The sequence below is a fragment of the Candidatus Poriferisodalis sp. genome (genome assembly GCF_965215815.1).
Taxonomy (GTDB): Bacteria; Actinomycetota; Acidimicrobiia; order Acidimicrobiales; family Poriferisodalaceae; genus Poriferisodalis.
In genome coordinates this window covers 895045-919254 of record NZ_CBDCEO010000013.1, presented here as the reverse complement: position 1 = coordinate 919254, position 24210 = coordinate 895045, and the positions used below count along the sequence as shown (strand labels likewise).

Annotated in this window: 24 protein-coding genes and 1 pseudogene; 16 read left to right on the top strand and 9 right to left on the bottom strand. The window is 63.9% G+C overall.

Going from position 1 to position 24210, the window contains the following annotated elements; translation table 11 throughout:
* Window positions 1–141 precede the first annotated feature (141 nt).
* Together ACOOHB_RS14075 and ACOOHB_RS14070 are read left to right on the top strand one after the other, a co-directional pair.
* Window positions 142–459, top strand: coding sequence for a DNA-binding protein (locus tag ACOOHB_RS14075; RefSeq protein WP_420445462.1), 318 nt, complete (start codon window positions 142–144; stop codon window positions 457–459).
* Window positions 460–959: 500 nt separating this feature from the next.
* Window positions 960–3335, top strand: coding sequence for an AAA family ATPase (locus ACOOHB_RS14070; RefSeq protein WP_420445461.1), 2376 nt, complete (start codon window positions 960–962; stop codon window positions 3333–3335).
* Here the strand turns inward: ACOOHB_RS14070 and ACOOHB_RS14065 are convergent.
* Together ACOOHB_RS14065 and ACOOHB_RS14060 are read right to left on the bottom strand one after the other, a co-directional pair.
* Window positions 3310–4563 (bottom strand): hypothetical protein, encoded by a 1254-nt coding sequence (locus ACOOHB_RS14065; protein WP_420445460.1) that lies wholly within the window; start codon window positions 4561–4563, stop codon window positions 3310–3312. The genes ACOOHB_RS14070 and ACOOHB_RS14065 overlap by 26 nt on opposite strands.
* 27 nt (window positions 4564–4590) lie before the next feature.
* Window positions 4591–5520, bottom strand: coding sequence for a tyrosine-type recombinase/integrase (locus ACOOHB_RS14060; protein ID WP_420445459.1), 930 nt, complete (start codon window positions 5518–5520; stop codon window positions 4591–4593).
* Between the two features lie 250 nt (window positions 5521–5770).
* Between ACOOHB_RS14060 and ACOOHB_RS14055 the strand changes: the two are divergent.
* Window positions 5771–6902 (top strand): annotated as a pseudogene (locus tag ACOOHB_RS14055) (IS630 family transposase).
* 31 nt (window positions 6903–6933) lie between these two features.
* Here the strand turns inward: ACOOHB_RS14055 and ACOOHB_RS14050 are convergent.
* Together ACOOHB_RS14050 and ACOOHB_RS14045 are read right to left on the bottom strand one after the other, a co-directional pair.
* Complete coding sequence (locus tag ACOOHB_RS14050) at window positions 6934–8028, bottom strand: IS630 family transposase (protein WP_420445458.1); 1095 nt, start codon at window positions 8026–8028, stop codon at window positions 6934–6936.
* 78 nt (window positions 8029–8106) lie between these two features.
* Complete coding sequence (locus ACOOHB_RS14045) at window positions 8107–8406, bottom strand: hypothetical protein (RefSeq protein WP_420445457.1); 300 nt, start codon at window positions 8404–8406, stop codon at window positions 8107–8109.
* A 150-nt stretch (window positions 8407–8556) separates the two neighbouring features.
* Here ACOOHB_RS14045 and ACOOHB_RS14040 point away from each other — a divergent pair, with 150 nt between their 5' ends.
* The 3 genes from ACOOHB_RS14040 (at window position 8557) to ACOOHB_RS14030 (ending at window position 9693) form a co-directional block, all read left to right on the top strand.
* Window positions 8557–8868, top strand: a complete 312-nt coding sequence (locus tag ACOOHB_RS14040; RefSeq protein ID WP_420445456.1) for a hypothetical protein — start codon at window positions 8557–8559, stop codon at window positions 8866–8868.
* Between the two features lie 185 nt (window positions 8869–9053).
* Window positions 9054–9275, top strand: a complete 222-nt coding sequence (locus ACOOHB_RS14035) for a hypothetical protein (RefSeq protein ID WP_420445455.1) — start codon at window positions 9054–9056, stop codon at window positions 9273–9275.
* 178 nt (window positions 9276–9453) lie between these two features.
* The gene (locus tag ACOOHB_RS14030; protein WP_420445454.1) at window positions 9454–9693 is read left to right on the top strand and encodes a hypothetical protein; all 240 of its coding nucleotides are present in this window, start codon (window positions 9454–9456) and stop codon (window positions 9691–9693) included.
* A gap of 360 nt (window positions 9694–10053) precedes the next feature.
* On the opposite strand, the gene ACOOHB_RS14025 is transcribed toward ACOOHB_RS14030, so the two are convergent.
* Complete coding sequence (locus ACOOHB_RS14025; RefSeq protein ID WP_420445453.1) at window positions 10054–11403, bottom strand: IS1380 family transposase; 1350 nt, start codon at window positions 11401–11403, stop codon at window positions 10054–10056.
* 183 nt (window positions 11404–11586) lie between these two features.
* Here ACOOHB_RS14025 and ACOOHB_RS14020 point away from each other — a divergent pair, with 183 nt between their 5' ends.
* On the top strand, window positions 11587–12132 hold the full coding sequence (locus ACOOHB_RS14020; protein WP_420445452.1) for a hypothetical protein: 546 nt from the start codon (window positions 11587–11589) through the stop codon (window positions 12130–12132).
* On the opposite strand, the gene ACOOHB_RS14015 is transcribed toward ACOOHB_RS14020, so the two are convergent.
* Both ACOOHB_RS14015 and ACOOHB_RS14010 read right to left on the bottom strand, forming a co-directional pair.
* Window positions 12026–12409, bottom strand: coding sequence for a site-specific integrase (locus ACOOHB_RS14015; RefSeq protein ID WP_420446912.1), 384 nt, complete (start codon window positions 12407–12409; stop codon window positions 12026–12028). The genes ACOOHB_RS14020 and ACOOHB_RS14015 overlap by 107 nt on opposite strands.
* A gap of 98 nt (window positions 12410–12507) precedes the next feature.
* Window positions 12508–13416: an IS982 family transposase gene (locus ACOOHB_RS14010; protein WP_420445451.1), complete on the bottom strand. Its 909-nt coding sequence runs from the start codon at window positions 13414–13416 to the stop codon at window positions 12508–12510.
* A gap of 460 nt (window positions 13417–13876) precedes the next feature.
* Here ACOOHB_RS14010 and ACOOHB_RS14005 point away from each other — a divergent pair, with 460 nt between their 5' ends.
* Complete coding sequence (locus tag ACOOHB_RS14005) at window positions 13877–14971, top strand: IS630 family transposase (RefSeq protein ID WP_420445450.1); 1095 nt, start codon at window positions 13877–13879, stop codon at window positions 14969–14971.
* Here the strand turns inward: ACOOHB_RS14005 and ACOOHB_RS14000 are convergent.
* Window positions 14968–15303: a type II toxin-antitoxin system PemK/MazF family toxin gene (locus ACOOHB_RS14000; RefSeq protein ID WP_420445449.1), complete on the bottom strand. Its 336-nt coding sequence runs from the start codon at window positions 15301–15303 to the stop codon at window positions 14968–14970. The two genes, ACOOHB_RS14005 and ACOOHB_RS14000, sit on opposite strands and share 4 nt — an antisense overlap.
* Window positions 15300–15551: an AbrB/MazE/SpoVT family DNA-binding domain-containing protein gene (locus ACOOHB_RS13995; RefSeq protein WP_420446911.1), complete on the bottom strand. Its 252-nt coding sequence runs from the start codon at window positions 15549–15551 to the stop codon at window positions 15300–15302. Before ACOOHB_RS13995 ends, ACOOHB_RS14000 begins: the two co-directional genes overlap by 4 nt.
* 366 nt (window positions 15552–15917) lie before the next feature.
* On the opposite strand from ACOOHB_RS13995, the gene ACOOHB_RS13990 reads away from it, so the two are divergent.
* The 8 genes from ACOOHB_RS13990 (at window position 15918) to rplW (ending at window position 24201) form a co-directional block, all read left to right on the top strand.
* Window positions 15918–16409 carry a TA system antitoxin ParD family protein gene (locus ACOOHB_RS13990; protein ID WP_420445448.1) on the top strand — a complete coding sequence of 164 codons (492 nt, stop codon included), beginning with the start codon at window positions 15918–15920 and terminating at the stop codon, window positions 16407–16409.
* A 35-nt stretch (window positions 16410–16444) separates the two neighbouring features.
* Window positions 16445–17017, top strand: a complete 573-nt coding sequence (locus ACOOHB_RS13985) for an AAA family ATPase (RefSeq protein ID WP_420445447.1) — start codon at window positions 16445–16447, stop codon at window positions 17015–17017.
* Window positions 17018–17656: 639 nt separating this feature from the next.
* Complete coding sequence (locus ACOOHB_RS13980) at window positions 17657–18631, top strand: pentapeptide repeat-containing protein (protein ID WP_420445446.1); 975 nt, start codon at window positions 17657–17659, stop codon at window positions 18629–18631.
* Between the two features lie 119 nt (window positions 18632–18750).
* Window positions 18751–21381 (top strand): hypothetical protein, encoded by a 2631-nt coding sequence (locus ACOOHB_RS13975; protein WP_420445445.1) that lies wholly within the window; start codon window positions 18751–18753, stop codon window positions 21379–21381.
* Window positions 21382–21801: 420 nt separating this feature from the next.
* On the top strand, window positions 21802–22191 hold the full coding sequence (locus ACOOHB_RS13970) for a hypothetical protein (RefSeq protein WP_420445444.1): 390 nt from the start codon (window positions 21802–21804) through the stop codon (window positions 22189–22191).
* 345 nt (window positions 22192–22536) lie between these two features.
* Window positions 22537–23211 (top strand): 50S ribosomal protein L3, encoded by a 675-nt coding sequence (gene rplC, locus ACOOHB_RS13965; protein WP_420445443.1) that lies wholly within the window; start codon window positions 22537–22539, stop codon window positions 23209–23211.
* 10 nt (window positions 23212–23221) lie between these two features.
* On the top strand, window positions 23222–23914 hold the full coding sequence (gene rplD / locus ACOOHB_RS13960) for a 50S ribosomal protein L4 (RefSeq protein ID WP_420445442.1): 693 nt from the start codon (window positions 23222–23224) through the stop codon (window positions 23912–23914).
* Complete coding sequence (gene rplW / locus ACOOHB_RS13955) at window positions 23911–24201, top strand: 50S ribosomal protein L23 (RefSeq protein WP_420445441.1); 291 nt, start codon at window positions 23911–23913, stop codon at window positions 24199–24201. The genes rplD and rplW overlap by 4 nt, the downstream gene beginning before the upstream one ends.
* The last annotated feature ends 9 nt before the right edge of the window (window positions 24202–24210 follow it).

The following is a 24210-nucleotide window of genomic DNA, read 5'->3' as shown; positions in this document are numbered from 1 at the left end:
GAGGAGGCATCTACTGATGGCACGCACCTCCTGACTGACGCACATGCCGTGGAAGTCGCGGGATCCGTCTGCCCAAATTTGCATATTGGTACCATAAGTGTTACCAACAAGCTATTCGCGGCAAGGACGGAGGGGATTGAGATGGCACTGACTCGAGACTTCAAAGAGACGGTTCAGGCCCGCGTTCGGCGCGACCCCGAATTCCGCGTGCGACTCCTGAAGGAAGGCGTCGACTGCATGCTCGCCGGAGACATCGACACCGGCAAGCTCGTGCTTCGCGACTACATCAATGCGACGATTGGCTTCTCAGAACTCGGCGAACTGACACACAAGCAGCCCAAGAGCCTCATGCGCATGTTGAACCCGAGCGGCAACCCCCACGCCCGCAACTTGTTTGAGATCATCGGCTGCATCCAACGACACGAGGGCCTCCAGCTCGAAGTGAAGACAGTCCGATAAATCGGTCCTGCGCGTCCATGCTGGGACGGTTGTTGTCACGCTGATGCGGCTTGCCGATGAGGCCGTCGAGGCTTCTCTGGAACCGTGCAGCCACCGGTCCCAATGTGTGAGAAGTGCTTCGGAGACGCCGTGGGACGGAGCCGAAGCAGTGTCGTCGAGTAGGGCATGCTGGCTCTGCGGCGGGGTTGTGGGCAATCTGGACTCTTGTCTCAGTCGATCCCGAAGTGAGCGCCAGCGTCAGTCAACTCGTCGGCTTCGCCCCGCGCCAACTTGCCGAACAGCAGCACAATGCCGACACCGGTCACAAAGCGTGCCGGTCAACGTATTGCCACCCTCACCGCGGTGCGGGTTGCCGCAGGATCCCGAGCCGACCGGGAACCAGAGGAGAGCGCATCGCACATTGCGTCACCTCATCACACGAATTCATGCACGCTTCGAATGAGGCGCCTCTAGTCTGATCCCATGTCGACAGCACATCGCGATAACTGAGGATTATCGGCATGGTGGACACGCACGACGACCAAGGGCGCGCCCATCCAGACCAAGGGGCGCACACAGCGACGAGCGACGATCGTGGGTTCGAACTCGCGTTTGTGGGCCGAGCCAGGGAACTGGAATCTGCCGATCAGTGGTTGTCGACGCGTGCGTCGGAGGCCAGGCTGTTACTCGTCTCAGGCGACACCGGCTCGGGCAAGACGTCTTTCGTTCGCCAACTGCTGACCAGGCTTCACGCCAAAGCGCCGCATTCGCTCGTCCTTTACGTCGACATCGCAAATGACGACTACCAGAGTTCTCGAGTCCTGTCATCGCTCTTCAACCTGGCGTTTGTTCCTGGGCCGATGTTCGGGAAGTCTGTCGTTTCGGTTCCAGCGGAACTCTCGCTCGAAACGTTCCTGCACAAGCGCCGCAGGAGATCCCTCGTAGGACGGATACTCAAGTCGTTGGCAAAGGGACTCGCCGCAATCTTCCGCCTCGGTGCGGCGGCCGATTCGATGTTCGACAAGCAACGTGCTGATGACGCCACGTCTGTGGAGCACGAACTTGCCGCATACCTCGCGTGGGCGTCTCGCCGCGGGCGAGTATTCGTGGCCATTGACAACATCCAATTCCTGAATCTGGACGACCGCTTGATGGTCGAATCCGTAATCCAACGAGTTGGAGGTGACCTCTCGCCGATTCTCGTCGATCGGACCGTTGAAGGAGTGAGCGAGCTGAGCCAGCCTGTTCGCTGCTTTGCAAACGGGCAGCTGCCCATCGTGATTGAGAGGTTCACCGAGCAAGAGACGCGCGAGGTTGTCGAGACGGCCATGTCTTCTGAAGGCGAGGTCAGTCAACAACTCGTGACGGATGTGTACCTCAAGACAGGCGGACTTGCGCAGGACATCGAATACTGCCTCGCCAGTTACCGGCTTGAGGTCAGCAAGGGCTCGGAGTCCGAAGCAGTTCGGGGACTGCTTGTGACAATTCATCGACTGCCTCTGATCCACCGTCAGTTCCTCATTGTGGCGTCGCTCTTAGACGGTGGTGTGGACGCCGCTATCGCTCGAGGCACCGTGGAGCGTTTGACTGCCGCGGACGACTCGGCAGAACTCGAGAATGTCGTCTGCGAACTCCTCGCCAGCGCATATCTTCGGTTGAATGGTCCGGAGGGCGACATGTTGCGCCCCGGCCATGAGCGCATCGTTGTCGCGATTCGGGAATCGACCGATGAGGATCTCAAGGAAGAGGTACGGCAGTCGCTACTTGTCGAACTGGGCGCCGCGCTTGACGAGCGAAGCGACGCCGGTACCGAGACATACCTCCTTCACTGTCTGGTTGGCTTGCAGACAGCGCATGAACTCACCCACAACATCGGTCAGATCACCCGTCTGATCCAGAGCCAGCATCGACAGGACCAGTTCTCATATCTCGCGTCACTGGCGGATGATCTGCTCGATGTGCTTTCGTTGCTGCCGGCACACGTGCTGGAGCTCCTCTTTGATTCTTTCCAGAAGAGCTCCGGATTCGAGAAAGGCCTCCAAGTCCTGCATCGGCTCGAAATGTCAGGGGTGCCTTCGAACCGTGCGCGTGATGCCTATCGAGTTCGCTATCTGACACAGGCGTACCGATACCGGGAAGCTCTGGAGCTGTCACGCGAGTTCGAGGATGACGAATGGGTCAGGCTGAACACCATCAACACCCTGATGGCGCTCGGACTCGACGACGAGGCCTACCGGCGTACGGAGGAACTGCTGGCGCCGGACTGCTCAACTGAAGTCCAAGCGGTGCTTCGAAGGAACACGATCCATCTCTACGACTCCGAAACGGCATTGCGGCACCTCGACGAGTCGTACCGACACTTCGACCGCGGTGCGAGCGTATTTCGCCTGGCGACGATAGAGACCAATCGCAGTCTCGTGTATCTCAATATGGGTGCTCGGGGAGATGCGGCCCGATCTCTTGAGCGCGCACTCGTCGCGATGCGGGACATACGGTCGCGTGAGATATACCAAGCCCAGATCAATGAGGCAATCCGGATCGCACTGTCCGGTGACTGGGCGCGATCCCGTCCCCTGCTCGACGAGGCGGCGGTCCATGTGCCTCGGGCGCTGGTCTTCGACCAAGTCAAGATCGACGTGATTGCTGCAGTGATCGACCGGGTTTCTGGGCAACACTCGCAAGACCAGTGCTCCGAGGCACTCGAAGACTGCCTGGAGCGACTCCGCGGCATCGAGAGTCCCTACTTGGACGCAACCATCGAGCACAACTTGGCCGCCAATCGAGCCAGCTCTGCGATGGCGAGGAGAGACCCCGATGACCGGGTGCGCCTGGGTGTCGAACTCCCTGTGGGTGACCTGGTCTGGGACCTTCCTATGTCCGTTCACTGGCGCTACTGACGAGTGCACGGTGATGCCTGAGCAACAGGTCGTCTACCTCCGCTCGAGACCTGGGGTCGCCTTGGAGTCCGTGAACGATCGCAGTGCCTAGTTGGCGAACATCGTCATCGGAATAGCCGAGAATCACCGGCACTGTGCTGCTGAGCCGGATGCCTGACGCCTCCCAAGAAGACAACGGGTCTTCGGGAATCTGATTGCGGTTCACCAGAATCCGCGCGCGTTCGAGAAACTCTTCGGCTTCGCGTCCTGTCACTTGGCTTTCTGAGATGTCGAGCAGCAGCAGGTGGCTCTCGGTCTGGCCGAAGACGGGGCTGCCGACGGCGGGCTCAAGGCCGTTCGACAGCAGTCTGGCGGCGCCCACCAGTCGCCGGGCGTACTCAGCGAGTTCGTCGTTGGTCCACGAGAGCAGACACGCCGCTTTGGTCATTAGCCCGTGCTGGTTCGGCGAGCTCTGTTGAATTGGAAATATGGCGCGCCTCATCGCTCGCTCGACATTGCGCCGGAAGACGAGAATGCCACCTCCTGCGCCCCTCATGTTCTTGCTCAGGTCGATGGTTGCAGAGTCGACGTGCGGGAATGCCGGCGGATGCAGACCGCTTGCGACAAAGGGCGCCATATGGGCAAGGTCGGCATGTAGATGCGCTCCGACCTCAGCAGACATCTCGGCAAAGCGCCGGTAGTCGATGCCTCGCGTCAGCGAGGTCGATCCCAGGATGATGAGACTGGGCTGCGCCTTGACGATGGTTTCGCGCAGCTTCGAATAGTCGGGATCGGGTGCAAGCAGGTCGAGTGGGACGAACTCGTGCGGTCTGGGGATGCCGAAGTGATGAGAGATGTGGCCACCATCCGTCGACCGCAAAGCCGCGACGCGCTGGACCCGGTCCTCGCTGAGAACGCACCTGATCGCAGCGTGGTTGGCCTGCGTTGCGGAATGGGGTTGGCCGCTCACGCCGTAGGTGTCGTCGATGCCGAAGAGCCGTCTCGTCTCCTGCTCGATCAGCGCTTCGGTGAGGTCGAACGGTTCAGTTCCAGGGAAGTAGCGCTGCCCCAGGTGGCCCTCGACACGCACTGAAGTCAACGGAAGCGACCCGGCATCGCCAACGACGGGAAACGGCAGCGTCGCGCTGCCGATCAGATTGATGTAGCCGGTGAGATGTCCGCTGAGGCTGTCGACGATGGCCTCGAGCCGGTCGTAGCGGGCTCCGGCGAATCTCTTGAGGATGAACATGGCAGCTAGATCACCGATAATCCTCAGTTATCGCGGGCTCAGGATGCTCCCAATGACATCGGCGCGACATACCGCGCGGCGAAGGGATGTGTCAGTTACGTGGGTGTAGATCTCGGTGGTAGAGATGCTTGCGTGGCCGAGTAGCCGCTGGACAATCCGGATGTCGGCTCCTGCGTCGAGCAGGTGGGTCGCGCAGGTGTGCCGCAGCATGTGGGGCGTGACCCGGCGCTCGATTCCGGCTTGCCGCGCTGCTCGGCTGATTCGGTCCCGTAGCGCGGCAGTTGTGAGGCTGCGGCCGAAGCGGTTGACGACCAGTGGATCGCTCATCTTGGCTGAGCGTTGGGTCACGTAGCTGTCGAGACTTGACAAGAGCTGTCCAGGGGGCACGTACACCACGCGCTCACGCCGGCCCTTGCCCATTACGTGGATCGACCCGCCGTTGATGTCGACGTCACCGACGGTCAGTGCTGCCAATTCGCCGACGCGCATACCCGTAGCGACCATCAGGGCCGCGGCCAGGTAGGTCGACGTGGCCGGTGCGCGCCACCATCCTGCCGTCTGGCACGCGGCTTCGCTGCTGGACTTCAGGTGGATCAACAGCCGTGCGGCGTCTTGCGTCGATAGGGCCTTGGGCAAGGTGCGTTCCCGAGCCGGCTTGACCCTGCATCGGACAGCCGGGTTTGAGTCGAGCCAACCGTTCGACGAGAGCCAGGAACAGAGCTTGCGGACCCCAGCGATGCGTCGCCTCGCCGAGCTGCGCTTGAGGCCCGAAGCGAGCAAGTGCTCCGCGAAGCACTCGATGTCCGCAGGGCCGAGTTCGGCCACGGCGCTAGCGCTTCCTACGAATTGCTCAAGGGCCCGGGCGTCCGCGACGTAGGCACGGATGGTGTTGGATGACAGATCTTCCTCGTCTGCCATCGCTTCAACGAAGCTCGGGAGTACATCACGAATGCGCATTGGGACCTCCTGTGGATTGTTCGAAGACCGCACGGCCCCAGATGAGGTCGGACACGGCCGACGGGAATCCGAAAGGAAACCGGTACTGCACTGGGCTCGAGGTGAGGGGCTGAAGCCCGCGCCATTTGGTCAGACAGCAGTACGCCGACCGCTGCCACGCCAATGATCTTCGTCGCTAGTGCTGTGTCCGCAAACGTTCGTCGGGTTGGTGTGCGCGTGGCGGGGTGTGGTTTGTGGTTTGGTCGGGGGTATGAGTGAGCGTGTTCGGGTCCGTCGGTTGGCCCATGAGGAAGGCCAGGCGTTGCAGCGGATCGTGCGTCGCGGCGCCGGCAAGTCGCCGGGGTCTCATGTGCGATGGCGGCGGGCGGTGGTGGTCCATGCGTCGGCGGGCGGGAACTCGGTGCCGGTGATCGCGCAGCTGGCGGCGACGTCGCCTGATCGGGTGCGCGAGATGATCCACAGGTTCAACGAGTCGCCGATGGCGTCGTCGGGTCCCTCAGTGGGCGGGTGGCCGTCCCCGGCGGATCACGACTGACGATGATGCGTTCATCGTCGAGACGGCCCGCACCCGCCCGCGCAAGCTGGCCCAGCCGTTCACGCGGTGGAGCGTCCGCAAGCTCGCGGCGTATCTGGGCGACAACCCGACCCGGGTGGTGCTCGTCGGCCGGCAGCGGCTGGGCGAGATCCTCACCGAGTCAGGCATCACGTTCGGGCGCACCAGGACCTGGAAGGAGTCCAACGACCCGCAGCGGGACGCGAAGCTGGACCGCATCGAGCATGTGACCGACAAGGCCCCGGACCGGGTGTTCGCGTTCGAGGGGTTCGGGCCGCTGGCCATTCGCCCGACCGGCGGGGCGTGCTGGGCGCCGCGGTCGCGTCCCCAGCGGCTGCGCGCGAATTACAACAAGCTTCACGGGGTGCGCCAGTTCCACGGCTGCTACAGCGTCGGCGACGACGAGCTGTGGGGCGTCGTGCGGCGCCGCAAGTCCGCGGCCAACACCCTCGCAGCGCTCAAGACCATCCGCGCCCGGCGCCCTGACGGCGAGCGGGTCTATGTGATCTTGGACAACCTGTCCGCCCACAACCGCACCGACATCGCCAGATGGGCCAAGCGCAACAAAGTCGAGCTGTGCTTCACCCCGACCTACAGCTCATGGGCGAACCCCATCGAGGCGCACTTCGGGCTGCTGCGCGAGTTCGTGCTCAACAACTCCGACCACCCCAACCACACCGTGCTCACCCGCCGTCTTCACGCCTACCTGCGCTGGCGCAACGCCAACAAACGCTCACCCGAACTGCTCGCAGCCCAACGACGCGAACGAGCCAGAACCCGAGCCGAGAAACAACACCGCTGGGGCAGACCCACCAAAGCAGCCGCATGACCAAAGCACGCAAACGTTTGCGGACACAGCACTAGTGTCCTGTTTGGGGAATTCGTTGGATATATGAGGCGAGGTTGTCGAGTATCTCGTCGGCGGTCTTGCGCCATACGAAGGGTTTGGGGTCGTTGTTCCAGTTGTCGACCCAGGCGTTGATGGAGTCTTTGAGGTGTTTGACGCTGGTGTGGGTGCCGCGTCGGAGCCATTTGGTGGTGAGCTCGGAGAACCAGCGCTCGACGAGGTTCATCCAGGAGCTGTAGGTGGGTGTGAAGTGGAGCTTGAAGCGGGGGTGCGCGACGAGCCAGCGCTTGACCGCAGGGGTCTTGTGGGTGGAGACGTTGTCGAGCACGACGTGGATGTCGAGGTGCTCGGGGACCTCTTTGTCGATGAGGTTCAAGAACTTCCGGAACTCTTCTGAGCGGTGCCGTTGTGTCATCGACGTGATGACGTTGCCCGAGGCGGTGTCGAGCGCTGCGAACAGATTGGTGGTGCCGTGGCGGCGGTAGTCGTGGGTGCGCCGCTGGGGCGTGCCGGGCATCAGCGGCAGGATCGGCGCGGTGCGGTCCAGGGCCTGGATGCCGGTCTTTTCGTCCACGCAGAGCACCACCGCGGCCTCTGGGGGGTTCAGGTACAGCCCCACGACATCGCGGACCTTGTCGACGGACTGCGGGTCCGGCGACAGCTTGAACTCCTCGGCGAGGTGGGGCTTGAGCCCGAACGCCCCCCAGATGGCGTGCACCGACGACGGCGAGATGCCCACCGCTTTGGCCATCGAACGCGTCGACCAGTGCGTCGCGTCGACCGGCGCAGACTCCAAGGTGAGCACGATCACCTCCTCGACGGTGGCGTCGTCGATGGTGCGCGGCGGACCCGGCCGCGGATCGTCGCAGAGCCCGTCGAGACGCCGCACGGCGAAACGGCGGCGCCACTTCGACACCGTCGCAGGATGGCACCCCAGCTCCGCGGCGATCTCGTTGTTGCTGCGGCCCTGCGCAGCTGCGAGCACGATGCGGCACCGCAGCGCCAGCGCCTGAGACGACTTCGGGCGGCGCGCCCACCGCTCGAGCGTGGCGCGCTCCTCGCCGTCCAGCACGATCGCGACCGTCGGCCGTCCCCGCCGTGCACCCATATCCGCCTCCGTTCATCGCCTGCCACGGCCACGCTGCCGCCCCACCATGATAACGCGATGAACTAACCACACAGGACACTAGTCCGGGCCAACGATCAGCCACTCGTCGCCGAAGCGCACCGCCTTTGGGTCGGGGCGCCCTGATCCGCCGATGCTGCCGTCAGGGGCGACGAACCGGTGAGCGACAGCGACCCGTCGTCCGCGGTCGAAATACACGACGCGTTCGCTGCGGGTGCCAAGTGGCTGTCCCGAGTTCGGGTGAGCAGCGCTGCTGGCCCGGATCAATTGGGAGAACTCGCCGCTCTGGACTCGAGGCAGGACGTAGGTGTTGAAAACGGCCCGGACTTCTTCAGATGAGGTGTACGTGATTCTTGACATGCCGGGGAGTATGAGAAGGACTGCGACCTGCAGGTCAGAATTGTCGCCGGGTGCTCGCGAGCGCCCTCGAGACAGCCTGTCGGAGCCGTGACGGTTGGCGAAACGAATTTTCTGCGATCATCAATGCGCGGGAGCACTACCGTTGGGGAAATGGCCGACACTGCTCAGCAGCTGCAGCACGATGCGAATGTGCCCGAGGGACACGTTCGCGAGGTTGTCGAGGCGTGGCTACAGGCCGGCGGGACCGGACCCCGCGCGCTGCAGGCGGATTTGACGGCGATGTTCATTGACGGCGATGAGTCGCAATTGGGTTTCGAGGCGTGGCGACTGGTCGCTGAAGCCGTCGAGACTGGCTGGGCTGACGAGCGATTGGCCGACGCGCTGTCGAGTGCACTGTCGCAGGACGCCGAACGCCAGTTGGCGGGAGCACTGGATGCTAAGGCTGCTACTCCGACGGAATGAAATATAGGCACGCGCCGTCAGCAGTCCACGGCGAGGCGGAGCGCGGCGCAGACGGGCTTCAATCATGCGTTCTGCTGTCTCGAACAGATCGAAGACAGTGACGCTGCGGACTGGCTCGCCCTCCACAACTTCACGCCAACGGACCCCGTTGCGGCGGTAGCGCGACAAGACGTTCACGTCGGCCAGTGCCGAGCGCGCCCATCGACCCGTCGGCGATGCGACGTCTCGCCGATCTGCGCTCGTGGCCCGAAACCGGCGAGTGTTCAGCGAAGCGCTCGAACTCGGCCGGGCTGAACTCGGACAGCTGCGCCGAGAACCAGGAATGCGGCGCAGATTTCGCCGAACGCATGAACCCAGTTCTGGAGCAGCTTCAGTGCGCCGATGATCGCAAGCTCGACAAGCATTGATTGGAAGTTGGTGAGGGCAACCCTGCAAGGCGGGGATTCTCGTTGGAGGTCTCAGCGATGCCTGCCAGCGCCGACGGCTGTGACACGAACCCGAGATAAATAGTCCAGGGGATCGAGCCTGCGCGGGTCGTACGAAGAGGCTGGGCGGATCGACTCGTTCGCATAGGCGGACGATGCCATGGCTGACATCTACATCGGCAAGGCAGTCGAATACGACCAGAACACGGGAACACCGCCGCAGCGCGATGGCGAGCTGGCGCGGACCGGGTGCGGATTGCTGCTCCGATGGAATGAAATCAAGTCCTTAGAATTCATCCCAGAGCCCACCGACGAGTCCGAGACCGGAGCCAGCGATGAGCAAGAGCGCAAACGACGGTGGTCGTGGGCGCGCAAAGGAGCAATGGCGCCGTCAGCATGACCTCGGCTATCAGCCCGCGGGGCGGGTTGCCCCTGACCGCGCCAAGTCAGCATTCCAACCGCCCCCAGAGCCGAGGGAACCCGCCGGGTCAGCCGGTGAGGTAGACGACACATAGCGGGCCGTCACAGTTGACCGAGCATCGCTGTTAGCCCTGATTATTCATGAGAATTCTGTTGGTCGTATTTTCGGTGTGCTTTGCGCCCGGTTTGGTGGTGTGGGGCTGTTGGGGCGTCGGCGGGAGCGTCGCAGGGGAGCCGATGGCCCCGGTTGTGGCGCTCAGGCGGCGCTGGGCGGCGCTGGGGGCGTGGCGGGGCTGTCCCCCCGGGGGCAGGCGTCGCGCGGGACCGGTTGGCTGGGGGGTCAGCGGGGGTGGGCGATGGCGAGGAGCGCTTTGGCGCCGGGGTGCTGTTCGGGCAGGCGCAAAAGGACGCGTCTGGCGGTGCGGCACACGAGCGCGGGGAGGTGCCACAGCTCCCAGCGGAGCCGTTTGGGGGCCGCGCGGCGCAGCGCCCCGGTGAGGCAGGCGTTCTGGAACCAGCCGACGAGCGCGAGGCCGATCATGCACATGGCGGCCCAGGCGCTGTTCGCGTGCCAGTCGGTGAACGGCATGCGCGTCAGGCCGCTGTCTTTGAGCCGGCACACGGCGTTCTCGACGTCGGCGTGGCTGCGCATCAGCCGATCCAGTTGCACGGCGCTGCCGGGCTGGTCGGTGAGGAATCCCCAGTATCGGAAGTTCTCGCTGGGGAACAGGCTGCGCTGCGCTCCGGGGTGGCGCGGCTCGCGGCGCACGATCAGCCGGGTGCGGTCGGGCCAGCCCGACAGGTCCGCGAGGTCGGTGAGGTCGGTGACCTGAGCACCGCGCCGCTTGCGCTGGCCGGGCCGCTTTGGGGCGTTGTGCCAGCGGTCCGGGTCGCCCAGGCCGCCGCGGATCGCTGCTTGGACGCCCGGAGCCGACCGAGCTGACACCGCATAGCCGATGTTGCGGTCCCGCAGTGCCGCGGCGAGTCTGGGCGAGCAGCCCGCGGCGTCGATGCGCACCACCAGCGGGCGTTCCACGAGGCTGTCGTCGTCGCCTTCGCGGTGGCCCACGGCGTCGGGCTCGGGCAACGTCGCCACAGCGGCGTCGATCACCTCGAGGTGATCGGCGATGTCGTTCGCGGCGGCGTTGCCGGGCCGCTGGGTGATCCACAGAGGCTCCCCGTCCGCAGTGGAGCACACCATCGGATGGAACCCGAACCCGCCCTTGTAATGCGGCGCAGCTCCCGCCTTGTTCTCCGAGTGGACCTCCACCAGCGTCGAGTCGACATCGACCACCAGCGGCGCGCTGCGGTCACGGTCGGCCCACAACAGCTCGCGCACCGCTGCGGCCGCGCCCAAAAGCGCCGCGGCGCCGCCCTCGCCCAGGCCCGTGAGGGTGCGGTACAGCGTCGAGTCCGACGCCACGTCGCCGAACAGCTCCCGCTGAGCACGCAGATGCTCGATGTCGGTGCACGCCTCCCCGCCGCCGGCCAGCATCAACAACGCATGGACCAGCACCCCGCCCCGGTCATGAACCGGGGCCCGCTCGCCGCGTGGGGGCACCGCGGCCGACAGCGCCTCGGTCAGCCCGACCCGGTCCGCGAACCCGCCCAAAGCGAACAGCCCCGCACCCCACACCACACGATCCCCGCCGCCTGCCAGACGCGCGTTTGTGACACTGCTAAGTTTCACCTCGGAGATGCCCCCCTGAACTCGCGGATGCGTTCATTGCAGACACGCATCGTCGCAGGTCAGAGGGGCCTTTCCGCGGACCCAGACAAACCAGTCCGCCCGACTCGTGAATAATCAGGGTTAGTGCTGTCGAGAACCTGACGGACATCACCCTGGATTCATCCTGCCTGAAGGAGGCGCTCGGTGTTTCTTGTTCATCGACTCATCAAGCGAATGGTGTTGGACTGCGGGTCTCGGCGCCGATGGTCCTGGATCCTGACTCCGCTGTATGCGCTTGTCGCGGCCGCGGTCGTCACTGGGGTGGCCACGCTCACCGGCGTCAACGCGCTGTACGAATTGACCGCCGCCGTTGAGCGGGCTCAAGACGTGACGCTTGTTGTGAGCGCCGCAGCACTCGCAGCAGCCCTGGTCGGCATTTCCGTTGCTCTGCCGCAGGCGCTCAAGGTCAAAGCCCTCGACAGTGAACGAGCGGAGGAATTTGCGCTCGCAGTGCTCGGGCTGGTGTTCTTGGCGTGGGCATCGACCCTTGTCCTGTTGTTCCAGTGGTTGCTTGCAGCACTTTCGTCTAGCCCGGAAGCAATCAGGCTCGTTCCTGCACTGAGCGTCGTCATGGGGTTGATCCTCATGCTGGACGGTCTCGTCGGGCTGCCGTTCTCGATGATTGACGCACTTCAAGCGCTGAAGGCCAACAGCGAGGAGGCAGCGACTGACGAGCGGCCACCAACCTGACCTGGGCTGAGGAACAGGTCCGAAGATCCCCGCCGGGCGTTCCAGTTGTCCGCAGGCCCGGTCGACATATACAAGTTGCGGGCGGGAGGCGAAGAAACCGGCGCTTCGTCGAATTGCGCTTGAGGCCCGAAGCCAGCAAGTGCTCCGCGAAGCGCTCAATGTCGGCAGGGCCGAACTCGGCTACCGGGCTGGCCCCACCCAAGAATCGTTCAAGGGTTCGAGCGTCGGCGATGTAGGCACGGATCGTGTTGGGGGACAGGTCCTCCTCGTCCGCCATGGCCTCGATGACGTTCGGAAGTACGTCACAAATGCGCATCGGGATCTCCTGCGGATTGCTCGGGGACCGCCCTGCCCTAGATGATTAGTTCCAAGGTTTTAGTGGTCGTAGGCGGTGAGTGAGCGGCTGGGGCGTGTTCGGTGGTAGGTCTCGTTGTGCCAGATGGCGGCGGTGAGGGCGAGGAGCCGGGCGCCGATGCGCACGGCGACGCCGGCTTTGGTGCGGCCTTTGTGGCGTTCGAGGCTGAGTTGGCCTTTGAGGGTCTGGTTGATCGATTCGATGATCTGGCGCAGGGGCCGCAGGAACTTTGCGCCGGGACGTGGGGCCTCGGATCGGGTGGCGGGGCGCAGCAGGGTGATGCCGACGTCGTTGAGGTCGGCTTCGAACGCTGTGGAGCGGTAGCCCTTGTCGGCGATGAGGGTCTGGCCCGGCCGGGCGATCCGGGCCGCGGCGATCATGTCCGCGCAGACCTCGCGTTCGTCGGCTTTCGCGCCGGCGACCGCGAACGCGATCGGCAGCCCCGCCGGGGTGGCGACAAGGTGCAGCCGCAGACCCCAGAAGTACCGCGAATGCGACGCGCACCAGCCGTATTGGGCCCATCCCGCGAGGTCAGAGCGCTTTTGGGTCTCGCGGCTTCGGCCGCACTCGACCGGGGTGGAGTCCACCAGCCACACGTCGTCGTGCCAGGACTCGCACTCGCGTGCGAGGCACCCTATGACACCGGCGATCATCGCGGCGCTGCGCCGCAGCCGCTTGTTGTACCCGTCGCGGTTGGGCAGATACGGGAACCACGGCCGAAGATGCGCGTGGGCGTAGCGCATGAACTGCGACTCGTTGTCGAACCCCAACAGCGCCGAGATCACCGCCAAGGTGACCAGCTCCGCGTCCGACAGCTTCGGGGCGAACCCCACCGCAGGCCGCTCGGGAGCCAACTCAGGGTTCTGTGCCAACAGGTCATCGATCCTCACATACAGTGCGGTCGCGAGGGTGTCCAAGTCCGGGCCCATGCTGAGAACCTCCAAGATCGAAGCGTGAATACACACCCCGAGCTTGGACACCCTCACCCCACCACAGGTGGACCCCACCCCTTGGAACTAATCATCTAGACGATCTCCTCGGTGCCGAAGTCGATGTTGTGCCGCGGTCATGCCTGCGGGACCGCTATCGCACCATGCTCGCTGACGCAATCCCGCTGTGAGCCGCAGCGATGCCGAGCGTGGCGCAGGCATTCGCGCTTCATGCAGTCGGCTGGCCAAGATTGTCGAGCGACGACACCTGACCGGATCACCTGGATCCCTCCGCAGATCCAATGTTGAACGAGCAGCCCTGCCGTAACGCTGAGAGCGCCTGCGAGGCAGCAGAGAAACGTTCTGGGCTGAGACCGCCTAGTGTCTTGTTTGGCTAGTTCGGCGCGTTATCATGGTGGGGCGGCAGCGTGGCTGCGGCAGGCGATGACCGGAGGCGGACATGGGTGCACGGCGGGGACGGCCGACGGTCGCGATCGTGCTGGACGGCGAGGAACGCGAGACGCTCGAGCGGTGGGCGCGGCGGCCCAAGTCGTCCCAGGCGCTGGCGCTGCGGTGCCGCATCGTGCTGGGCGCGGCCGAGGGCCGCCCCAACAACGAGATCGCTGCGGGGCTGGGGTGCCATCCCGCGACGGTGTCCAAGTGGCGCCGCCGGTTCGCCGAGCGCCGCCTCGACGGGCTCTGCGACGACCCGCGGCCGGGCCCGCCGCGCACCATCGACGACGCCGCCGTCGAGAGGGTGATCGTGCTCACCCTGGAGAGCACGCCGACGGACGCGACGCACTGGTCGGTGCGGTCGATGGCCAAAGCGGCGGGCATCTCGCCGTCGTCGGTGCATGCCATCTGGCAGGCGTTCGGTCTCAAGCCCCACCTCGCCGAGGAGTTCAAGCTGTCCCCGGACCCGCAGTTCATCGACAAGGTCCGCGACGTGGCCGGGCTGTACCTGAACCCCCCCGAGGCAGCGGTGGTGCTGTGCGTGGACGAAAAGACCCAGATACAGGCACTGGACCGCACCGCCCCGATCCTGCCGCTGATGCCCGGCACACCCCAGAGGCGCACCCACGACTACCGCCGCCACGGCACCACCGACCTGTTCGCGGCCCTCGACACCGCCTCGGGCAAGGTCATCACCTCGATGACGCCGCGGCACCGCGCCGAGGAGTTCCGCAAGTTCTTGAACCTCATCGACAAAGAGATCCCGCAGCACCTCGACGTGCACATCGTGCTCGACAACGTCTCCACCCACAAAACGCCCTCCATCAAGCGCTGGCTGCTGCGCCACCCCCGCTTCAAGCTCCACTTCACCCCCACCTACAGCTCCTGGATGAACCTCGTCGAGCGCTGGTTCTCCGAGCTGACCACCAAATGGCTCCGCCGCGGCACCCACACCAGCGTCACAGACCTCAAAGACTCCATCAACGCCTGGGTCGACAACTGGAACAACGACCCCAAACCCTTCATATGGCGCAAGACCGCCGACGAGATACTCGACAGCCTCGCCACATATATCCAACGAATTCCCCAAACAGGACACTAGCCGATGATGGCCGCGAGGCGGGCGATGACCTCGTCGACGATATGGGTGGGTGCGCTTTCGAGGAATCTCCCATTGCGTGCTTGCAGGTCGAGCACGCGGGGCTGGTCGCAACGCACGATGCCGTGGGTGCGCGTGTCGGCATCGTCGAGGGAGACTGCGAATCCGCGTCTGCGCGCAAACTGCCCGGCCGTGGTGATCGGCACCACGATCGGCGTGTCGGTCAGATCGTTGAGCTCAGCGGGCGACACCACCATGACGGGTCGGGTGCCCCGCTGCTCGTGCCCGGCCGTGGGGTTGAGATCGACCAGCCAGATATCTCCCCGCTGGGTCACAGCTCTTCGCGGCCGACGGGTGCTCCGTCAATCCATGCCCGTTCGTCATCGGGCGCTGCGGGGTCGCTCTGGGCGATCAGCTCGTCGAGCGTGTACCTCGGGCGACGACGGGGCGCGACGATGAGACGCCCATCGTCAATGTCGAGGTCGACCGTGGAACCGGCGCGCACGCCGATCACGTCGAGAAGCGCCGGCGGCACTGCCAGCATGACCGAGCCGCCGACCTGTCGCATCGTCGTCGAGTACATGTTCACCTCTGAAAGTTATATGCGAGTATAACTTCTGCGGGCTCACAGCGTTTCAAGGTCAGATCTGAAGTCGCGGACAGCGATCAAGTAGAGGCCGTCTGGGTAACGCTGGGCTGCCGCTTGCCACCGTCCCGAGATACAAGGCAGCATTTGCGCGCCGGAACCGGCAGATCCCGAGTGCTGATCTTGAAGATCTCCTCGGTGTCGAAGTCGATGTGGTGCCGCGGTCATGCCTGCGGGACCGCTGTCGCACCATGCTCGCTGACGCGATCCCGCAGTGAGCCGCAGCGATGCCGAGCGTGTCGCAGACATTCTCGCTGCATGCAGCCGGCTGGCACCGAGTGTCGCCAGTTCGATAAGCACCGAGTGGAGCCCAGTGACGCCGACGCGGTGCGGATTCTCGTTGGAGGTCTCGACAAGGACTCCCAGGATCGACGGCAGCCACACGGACTCGAAGCGAATAAGGCCGGGATTCGAGGCTGCTTGGCAGTACAGAATCCGTGGGGACTCATCGGAGGTGTGACCGTGCTGCCCGAGTTTGAGACGATCGCACGAAGCGCTGCGGTGGCACCCTTGATGAGCCGCAGCACGGCTCAGCAGATCAGCCACAGGGCAAGCATCGGCAAGGAGTTCGAGCTGTCGCCCGACGTTTCGTCTCGGGCCGTCGAGCAGGTGCTCGCCTGCGAGTCCGACTATGACAGTCTCGACACCCGCGAGCAGGCGATCGTGCGGGCCGAGTGGGCTGAGCTGACCGAGCAGCGGCGGCGCTCGGTCGATCTTGTCGCGGAGTTCGAAGCTGCCGGGATGTCCTATGTCGAACAAGACGCCGAGGGCGCGATCATCCGGCACCAGCCATAGAGACGCCCGGGCGCTCATGAGACTGGTGCTTGGTGATGTCCACGCCGGTTCTGCATGTCATCGCTGGGCCGAACGGCGCGGGCAAGAGCACCTTCCAACGCAGCGTTTTGGCCCCATCGACGCTTGAGTTCGTCAACGCCGACCGCATTGCTGCTCGGCTGTGGCCCGGAACCGAACCAGCGCATGCATACGACGCAGCGAGGCTCGCCGAACAGCGACGCGACGAACTGCTCAGCGAGCGGACAGCGTTCGTGGCCGGGACGGTGTTCTCTCACGAGTCGAAAGTCGACTTTGTTCGCAGAGCTTCTCGGGCCGGTTACGTCGTAGTGCTTCACATCGTCGCCGTCTCAGTGGAACTGGCCGTTGAACGCGTCAGGCATCGTGTGGCCCACGGCGGGCATTCGGTTCCCGAGAACAAGGCCCGATCTCGCCACCGACGGCTCTGGAGCCATATCGCGCAGGCAGCCCGCATCGTCGACGAGACAATCGTCTACGACAACTCGTCGGCGCAGAGCCCGTACAGGATTGTCGCCACGTACCGTGCTGGCACCGTCGTGGGCCTGCCGACTTGGCCGGCTTGGGCGCCCGACGAGCTCGTGAACCTCTGAGTCGGGTGAGTCGGAAACGAAGCACTCGGCCTGCGAGCACGGGATCAGTGACGGTGCGGTGCTGGCTTCGTTCGGGCTGTTGCGATTGCTCGAGCAGACGTGCTGTGGCCGAACCTGTTCTCCCATCACATGGGCGTATCCGCCCAGAGCGTGCTAGACAGAACCAGCATGCATTCAGCTCATGGTCTTGCGGCATCGGCCGCCGATCGTCTCTGGAACCGGAGCTGAAATGGCGGCTGAGGCCCGCATTTGGTCACGAGACTCGCGTGTAGTTCATGTGCGCCAAGCACGTCTGGCTCGGTATCCTGCGGTCGACGCGGCGGTCTCGCAGGCCCCCGTCGCCACCGGCGTAGGTGAGTCAACGGGAACTTGATGAGGCTTTCAACTCTCAAGCGCGCGTGCAGCGCGACCAAACTGCACCCCAAGTGACGAAAGCACGGGGTGGGAATGTCGGATTCGGGAAATGCTGACACATCGGCAAACGGACAACGGTCGGACGGACTGATTCGCCGGCTCTTTCGTCACAAGGCGGTGACAGTTGCGACTGTCTATGGCGCTGTTGCAGTCGTTGTCTTGGTGGTGTGGGTTGTAGGTCGAGGGGGTTTCACAGACGGCTTTGCCAGGGATCTGTCGGACCTCATGCTCGCGCTCTTGGGTCCCGGAGCATTGGCCTTAGCGCTGTGGCGTAGTATTTCGGCGGACAATCAGGCGACTGCGACGACGGCTCAGGTTGAAGCCTTCAATCAGCAAGCAGATGCCGCGCAGGCGCAGGTGGCTGCTGCCGTCGCTCAGGCGGACGCCGCGCAGCAGCAGATCACTGTTTCAAAGAGACAGACCAAACTTGCTGAGGAGCAGCTTCGCTTGGCAGAGCGGACCTCTGACGAGCAGATTCAAGTTGCGCAGAAGCAGCTCGAGTCGTCTGAGCGAGTCGTCGAGGCTCGTCTATCGGCCGCGCACAAGGAGGCCGAGGCAGCCGAGGAGCAGGCGAAGTCGTTGGAGTTACAGGGCAGGACAGCGGAGCAAAGTCTTCTCGACGGCCGTTACTACCGCGGTGCCGAAGCACTCGGGCACGACAACATGTCGGTCCGGCTCGGCGGCGTTTACACGCTGTCGAAGCTCAAGTCAGAATTTCACACCAGGTACGCCAATCAGGTGATTCAGCTACTCTGCGCCTTCGTACGCAATCCTCCCTCTCTTCGCGATGAGTCGAACAAGGCCACAAGACTGCGGGAGGACGTTCAAGCGGCGGTGCAGTCGTTGGGCGACGTGCCAAATGACACGGCCGTAGTACCGGGATTGGTGGATCTTCGCGGTGCAGAACTGCGCTACCTCGTACTGCGCGGTGGGAACCTGAACAGGGCGACACTCGATGCCGCTGATTTGTCGGACGCAGTCCTGCACGGGGTGGAGTTGAACCGCGCGAGCCTTGTTGGGGCTCGGCTGACTGAGGCCAAGTTGGAGAAGGTCAATCTGAACGATGCCAAGCTCAGCAATGTGAACCTGACTGGCGCCAAGCTGAAGGATGTCAATTTCACTGATGCAGTGACGAACAACGCTCGCACTGGCGGTGTGACCCACACGGACTGCACCGGTGGGGAGTTCCTGGAAGCGTGATGTCGAAACACAGCGAAAGGCCAGCAGACTGCGACACTCGTGAGTTCTCCGCCCGGAGACTTGGCGGTTGGGGCCGCATCGGCTTCTTCGGACGTTGGAAATCCTCAATGTTCGCAGTGATGGTAGCCATGCTGGTAGCAGCTGGATCGTTGTCGCCGGTGGCTCCAGCAGGAGCACAGACCGACGGAGCGGCGGTGTTGCCGCCGGTGAGCTATACGGCTTCGGACTGTGCGGGCAAGGTGCCGATCGTGGTTGGGTCGGATGCGGCGGCGCAGTCGGATCTGTACAGCGCGGTGACGCTCGCTGGTGTGATCGAGACGGATTGCATCGTGCTCGCCGGTGCGCGCGACGAGTCCATGCCGGCAGACCAGCGAGCACGTCTCGATGCTGCGGCGGCAGGCGGCTTCATTGTCGGCGGAACGGTTGCGGTGCCTGATGCGAAGGTGGCCGGTCGAGACTTGTCCCGACTGGCTGGCACGGATCGCTGGCGCACAGCACGTCTGGTGGGCAACCAGGCGCGCAACCTCGCCGGTGATGACAGCAGCGCAGCCGACGCTTCGGCTGGGGCTGAGGACCCAACCACCGACTGCACCGGCGACGTGCCGATTGTCGCCGCTTCGGACGATGCGGCGCAGTCTGATCTGTACAGCGCCGTGACCCTTGCTGGTGTGATCGGCACAGACTGCATTGTGCTCGCAGGCGACCGCGACGAGCCGATGCCAGCCGCGCAGCGGTCGCGTCTGAGTTCAGCCGCAGCGGGCGGTTATGTCCTGGGCGGGCTCGCGGCCGTGCCCGACACGAAGATCACCGGTCGCGACATGACACGCCTCGCAGGTACCGACCGCTGGAGCACCGCCCAACTCGTCGGCAACCAAGCCCGGGCTTTCGTTTCTGGCGATGGCAATGACGGTGGCGTGACCAACGGTCTCGACGAGGGCTTCACCAGCGTGAGCGTCGGCTCGGGTTTCTCGTGTGGTTTGCGTACCGAGGGAACCATCGACTGCTGGGGCTCGGACTGGCATGGTCAGATCAGCAGTGTGCCCGAGGGCAAGTTCACACAATTGGACGCAGGCATAACGCACGCGTGTGCACTGCGTACAAATGGCACCATCGCCTGCTGGGGCTCTGACCTCGGCGGGAATTTCGGCCTCACTCCGAGGAACGGACAGGTCAGCGATGCTCCTGCGGGAGTATTCACCGCTATCTCGGCAGGCGGCCTGGGCGCTTGTGCGCTGCGCGTCGATGGCTCAATCGCATGTTGGGGCGACGACGAACTGCATGATGCTCGCACTCCCAAGTATCACTGTCGCCCCTCATCATGCAATGCAGTGAACGTCCACGGAATGGACGGTCCTAGCGGCCTTGGTGTCCCGAGTGGAACCTTCAGTGAGGTGTCGGTCGGCGTGAGCTATGCGTGTGCGATTCGCACGGCTGGCACCATCGAGTGCTGGGGTAAACGTTCGGCTATGCCGGGTGGGGGTATAGCCTTTCCTCCGCCCGCGGGCGAGTTCGTATCCGTCTCGGCGGGGTTTAGGTTTGCTTGTGGCCTTCGTTCTGGTCGCGCTGTCGTCTGCTGGCCCGGATTTGTTGAGCGAAACGATCAGTCTCAGGGCCCGATCGGAGAATTCGAAAATATCTCCACAATTTCTGATGATGTGGCGTGTGGCATACGCACAGATGGAACTCTTACGTGCTGGGCGCACCCGTGGGCATTCAGCAATGGGGTCTGGCACACGGTCGGAAGTGACAGTCGAGCAGTTGTCATCGACTCTTCGGTGCCGTCCGGTCGGTATTCTCAGGTTTCAGTGGCTAGTTCACCACATGTGTGTGCGCTGAATATTGACGGAGTGATCGAGTGCTGGGGTGCCAACGATGCATATCAGGCGAGTCCGGCAACTCGGATTGATCCGGCTAGCGGTTTCGTGTCCGTTGGAGGGAATTGCGGGCTTCGCGGTGATGGATCTAGTGCATGCTGGGCTGTTCCGAACCACCATAGGCAATTCGGCTGGCGTTACTTCGGGAGATCGGCCCCGGGGTCAGGATTCGTTGACTTGGCGTCCTGGTGTGGGCTAAGGAACGATGGTGTCATTCATTGCGGCTACGATACAGTCCTCGATGGCCGATATCAGGCGATCGATGGCGAATCTAGCTATCTTAACGATCTTTGCGCGATCGAGGAGAGCGGGGAGATTGTATGTTGGAACCACGATTGGGAAGATTTGGAGATAAGTGAACGTTGGTTGGGGAAGTTCATCACAATTGGAGGTGATTGCGGGTTGAGGAAGGACCGCACCATTGCGTGCAGTCCAACTGCTGAAGTTGATCATCCTGATCACGACCGTTATTGGTATTGGGACACATCCGACATTCCGTCCGGAAAATTCAACGACGTAGACGCCCATGTCAAGTTTGGATGCGGGATTCGCACCAGCGGCGTGCTTGCATGCTGGGGCTACTTCGAATCCAATCCCACTAACGTAAAGAACCGGCCTCCCACGGGAACTTTCATGCAAGTCGAGGTAGGCGACGGTCAAGTATGTGGTTTGCGGACGGACGGACGCCCAGTCTGTTGGGACAGAGAAGGAATCATCCAATCGCCTTCGGGAGATTTCACGGCTATCGATGAGGGCGGCGACTCGTGTGCCGTTCGGTCGGATACCACCGTCGTGTGCTGGGGGCATTCTGGCGCACTTCCACCTTATGAATTCTCACCCCGCTTGCGGGACATCGGCGAGAGTATCGATCGGTAGCGCCAGGCGAGAGTTCGCGGCTTGCGTATGCTCCAAACCGGTGGCACGCTTCAGTAGGCATCGTTGGCTCGCAACTTCCGCAGCGCCGCTACGAGATCACGGTCGCATTGAAGGCCTACATTCTGCTCCAAGTCCCTCGACCACAAGCTCACGGCGCTATCAACTACGCCAACTTTGAGTCCCGCGACAGCCTCGTGAGATCACCAACCCGCCGAGGCTCGCAGCCCAGATCCCACAAGAGCGCGAAGGCCCAACTTCTCTCTGAACTTGCAGGATGCAGGCCAGCACATGACCGGCGCCGTTGATGCTCGTCTTTGCGAGACAGGCAAGACGCGTGTGCAGAGGGCAGAAAACAGCTTTGCTCGTTGACGCGGTCCGTCTACGTTGCGCTGTCACTTCGATCGCTGCGGAGGGAGCCTCGTGTCTGAACAGGATCGTGTTCGGCTCTATCGTTGGCTGTGTGAGCAGGCCGACGAACAGATGGCTGAGTATCTGATGTCGTGCCTGTCTCCTATTGCCGCTGATGATGTGGTCACCAAGGAGTTCTTGCGTGCGGAGCTGTCTCGGTTCGCCACCAAGGACGAGCTCAACGCACGATTCGATGCAATGCGCACCGAGCACGCGGCTCAACGAGACGCCGACCGTTCTGAGCACGCTGCTCATCGTGCCGCCGATCGCTCCGAGTACGGAGCCCAGTTCAGCAGCGTCCGGGCTGAGTCGAAGAGCCAGTTCCGTTGGCTCGTCGGCATCATGGTGACGATGTTCGGCTTGCTGATGGCAGCCATGTTCGGCCTCGCCGCCGTTTCCTGACGTACACCGCCGCACTCGGCGGCTTGGCGTAGCGCACGCAGGTGAACACGCCCGTCCTTGGCGCCGCATCCCGCTGACATCTGAGGGTTGGGGAGATGGGGGACCCTCGGTAGGCTGCTTCATTCGCGGTGTGGGAGTTCCTGCGCCGAACCGACGTCCGGCCAGGCCGGGTGCCCAAAGCCAAATGGTGGCGGGCACACGGAACCGTTCGGCACAACCGGAGAATCGCTCCGCCGGCAGCGCCGTGCGGAGCGTTTACGTGCCGCCCGGCAGGGCGGACCGGCAAGCAGAGTGCCGCCCGGCAGGGCGGACCGGCACCCACGAAGGCACGAGAGAGACGCTGACATGGCGAACAAGGCGCTCGTCGCGACGAAAGTCGGTATGACGCAGCTTTGGGATGACGAGAACCGGGTCGTCCCGGTCACCGTGCTGCGCGTGGATACATGCCGGGTCACCCAAGTCCGCACCACCGAGCAGGACGGCTACACCGCGGTGCAGGTCACCTACGGCCACCGCGAAGCCCGCAAGCTCAACCGCCCCACGGTGGGTCACTACGAGCGTGCTGGGGTCGACCCCGGCGTAGGCCTCGTAGAGCTGCGGCTCGACGATGTGAGCGAAGTGACGGTCGGTGCCGAATTGGGCGCCGACCTTTTCAGTCCTGGGGAACTCGTCGATGTGACGGCTACGTCCAAGGGCAAGGGCTTTGCCGGCGTCATGAAGCGGCACAATTTCTCGGGCCAGCGAGCCAGCCACGGCGCCCACCGCGTGCATCGCGCTCCCGGAGCCATCGGTGCCTGCGCCACGCCCTCGCGTGTGTTCAAGGGGACCCGCATGGCGGGCCGCATGGGCAGCGACAAGGTCACCACGCTCAACCTCGCTGTCGTCGAGGCCGACGCGGAGCGCGGCCTGCTGTTGGTGCGCGGTTCGGTCCCCGGACCCAAGGGCGGCACGGTCATCGTCCGCAACGCTGTCAAAGCGCCACTGGGCGCGTCGGCAAACACAGCGCCGGCAGAGGTCTGAGGGGGCTGCGATGACGCTTACGCTCGACGTCCGCACCTCCGACGGCGGCACTGCCGGCACCGTCGAACTCGACGAGGCCATATTCGGCATCGAACCGAACATGGCGGCCCTGCACCAAGCCGTGACCGCACAGCTCGCAGCTCGCCGCAGCGGCACTCACAGCACCCGCACGCGCGCCGAGGTGCGCGGCGGCGGTGCCAAGCCCTGGCGGCAGAAGGGCACCGGTCGGGCTCGCGCGGGTTCGATCCGCGCGCCCCAGTTCACTGGCGGCGGTGTGGCGCACGGTCCCAAGCCGCGCGACTACCGCCAGAAAGTGAACCGCAAGATGGTGCGGCTCGCCCTCCGGTCCGCCCTGAGCGACCGGGCTCGCAGCGAGCGCGTCATGGTCATCGCCGAGTGGTGCTTCGCCCAGCCCCGCACGAAGGAAGCCATTGCCGTGCTGGAGAACCTGTCCCTCGACGGACAGGTTCTGCTCGTTCTGGACGACAGCTCCGCACACAAGACCGCCGACCGCAGCTTCCGCAATCTCCCCTCAGTGCGTTCTGTCCGCACGGCCGAGCTGAACGCCTACGACATCCTGCGCTCGGACTGGCTGGTCTTCACCCGCGACACCTTGCCGATCAGCAGTGCGCCGATCAGCAGTGGGCCGATCAGCAGTGGGCCAACCAGCAACGGCTCACAGAGCGGGGAAGCAGACCAGTGAAGGACCCCCGCGACGTTCTGATCGCCCCCGTCATCTCGGAGAAGTCCTACGACTTCCTCGAAGAGGGCGTGTACGTGTTCCGCGTCCATCCTTCGGCCAGCAAGCCGGAGATTCGCCAAGCGGTCGAGACGGTCTTCGACGTCAAGGTCGCCAAGGTCAACACGCTGAACCGCAAGGGCAAAGCCCGCCGCAACCGGCGCAACGGCTCAATCGGCAAGCGGCCCGACACCAAGCGGGCGATCGTCACCCTCGTCGAGGGCGACTCGATCCAGATCTTCAATTCCTGAGGCACAGCG

Bases quoted from the DNA above. Each gene is read 5' to 3' on its own strand.
- ACOOHB_RS14075 (WP_420445462.1), top strand. From the start codon at position 142: ATGGCACTGACTCGAGACTTCAAAGAGACGGTTCAGGCCCGCGTTCGG.
- ACOOHB_RS14070 (WP_420445461.1), top strand. From the start codon at position 960: ATGGTGGACACGCACGACGACCAAGGGCGCGCCCATCCAGACCAAGGG.
- ACOOHB_RS14065 (WP_420445460.1), bottom strand. From the start codon at position 4,563: ATGTTCATCCTCAAGAGATTCGCCGGAGCCCGCTACGACCGGCTCGAG.
- ACOOHB_RS14060 (WP_420445459.1), bottom strand. From the start codon at position 5,520: ATGCGCATTCGTGATGTACTCCCGAGCTTCGTTGAAGCGATGGCAGAC.
- ACOOHB_RS14050 (WP_420445458.1), bottom strand. From the start codon at position 8,028: ATGGGTGCACGGCGGGGACGGCCGACGGTCGCGATCGTGCTGGACGGC.
- ACOOHB_RS14045 (WP_420445457.1), bottom strand. From the start codon at position 8,406: ATGTCAAGAATCACGTACACCTCATCTGAAGAAGTCCGGGCCGTTTTC.
- ACOOHB_RS14040 (WP_420445456.1), top strand. From the start codon at position 8,557: ATGGCCGACACTGCTCAGCAGCTGCAGCACGATGCGAATGTGCCCGAG.
- ACOOHB_RS14030 (WP_420445454.1), top strand. From the start codon at position 9,454: ATGGCTGACATCTACATCGGCAAGGCAGTCGAATACGACCAGAACACG.
- ACOOHB_RS14015 (WP_420446912.1), bottom strand. From the start codon at position 12,409: ATGGCGGACGAGGAGGACCTGTCCCCCAACACGATCCGTGCCTACATC.
- ACOOHB_RS14010 (WP_420445451.1), bottom strand. From the start codon at position 13,416: ATGGGCCCGGACTTGGACACCCTCGCGACCGCACTGTATGTGAGGATC.
- ACOOHB_RS14005 (WP_420445450.1), top strand. From the start codon at position 13,877: ATGGGTGCACGGCGGGGACGGCCGACGGTCGCGATCGTGCTGGACGGC.
- ACOOHB_RS13995 (WP_420446911.1), bottom strand. From the start codon at position 15,551: ATGTACTCGACGACGATGCGACAGGTCGGCGGCTCGGTCATGCTGGCA.
- ACOOHB_RS13985 (WP_420445447.1), top strand. From the start codon at position 16,445: ATGTCCACGCCGGTTCTGCATGTCATCGCTGGGCCGAACGGCGCGGGC.
- ACOOHB_RS13980 (WP_420445446.1), top strand. From the start codon at position 17,657: ATGCTCGCGCTCTTGGGTCCCGGAGCATTGGCCTTAGCGCTGTGGCGT.
- ACOOHB_RS13975 (WP_420445445.1), top strand. From the start codon at position 18,751: ATGGTAGCCATGCTGGTAGCAGCTGGATCGTTGTCGCCGGTGGCTCCA.
- rplC (WP_420445443.1), top strand. From the start codon at position 22,537: ATGGCGAACAAGGCGCTCGTCGCGACGAAAGTCGGTATGACGCAGCTT.
- rplD (WP_420445442.1), top strand. From the start codon at position 23,222: ATGACGCTTACGCTCGACGTCCGCACCTCCGACGGCGGCACTGCCGGC.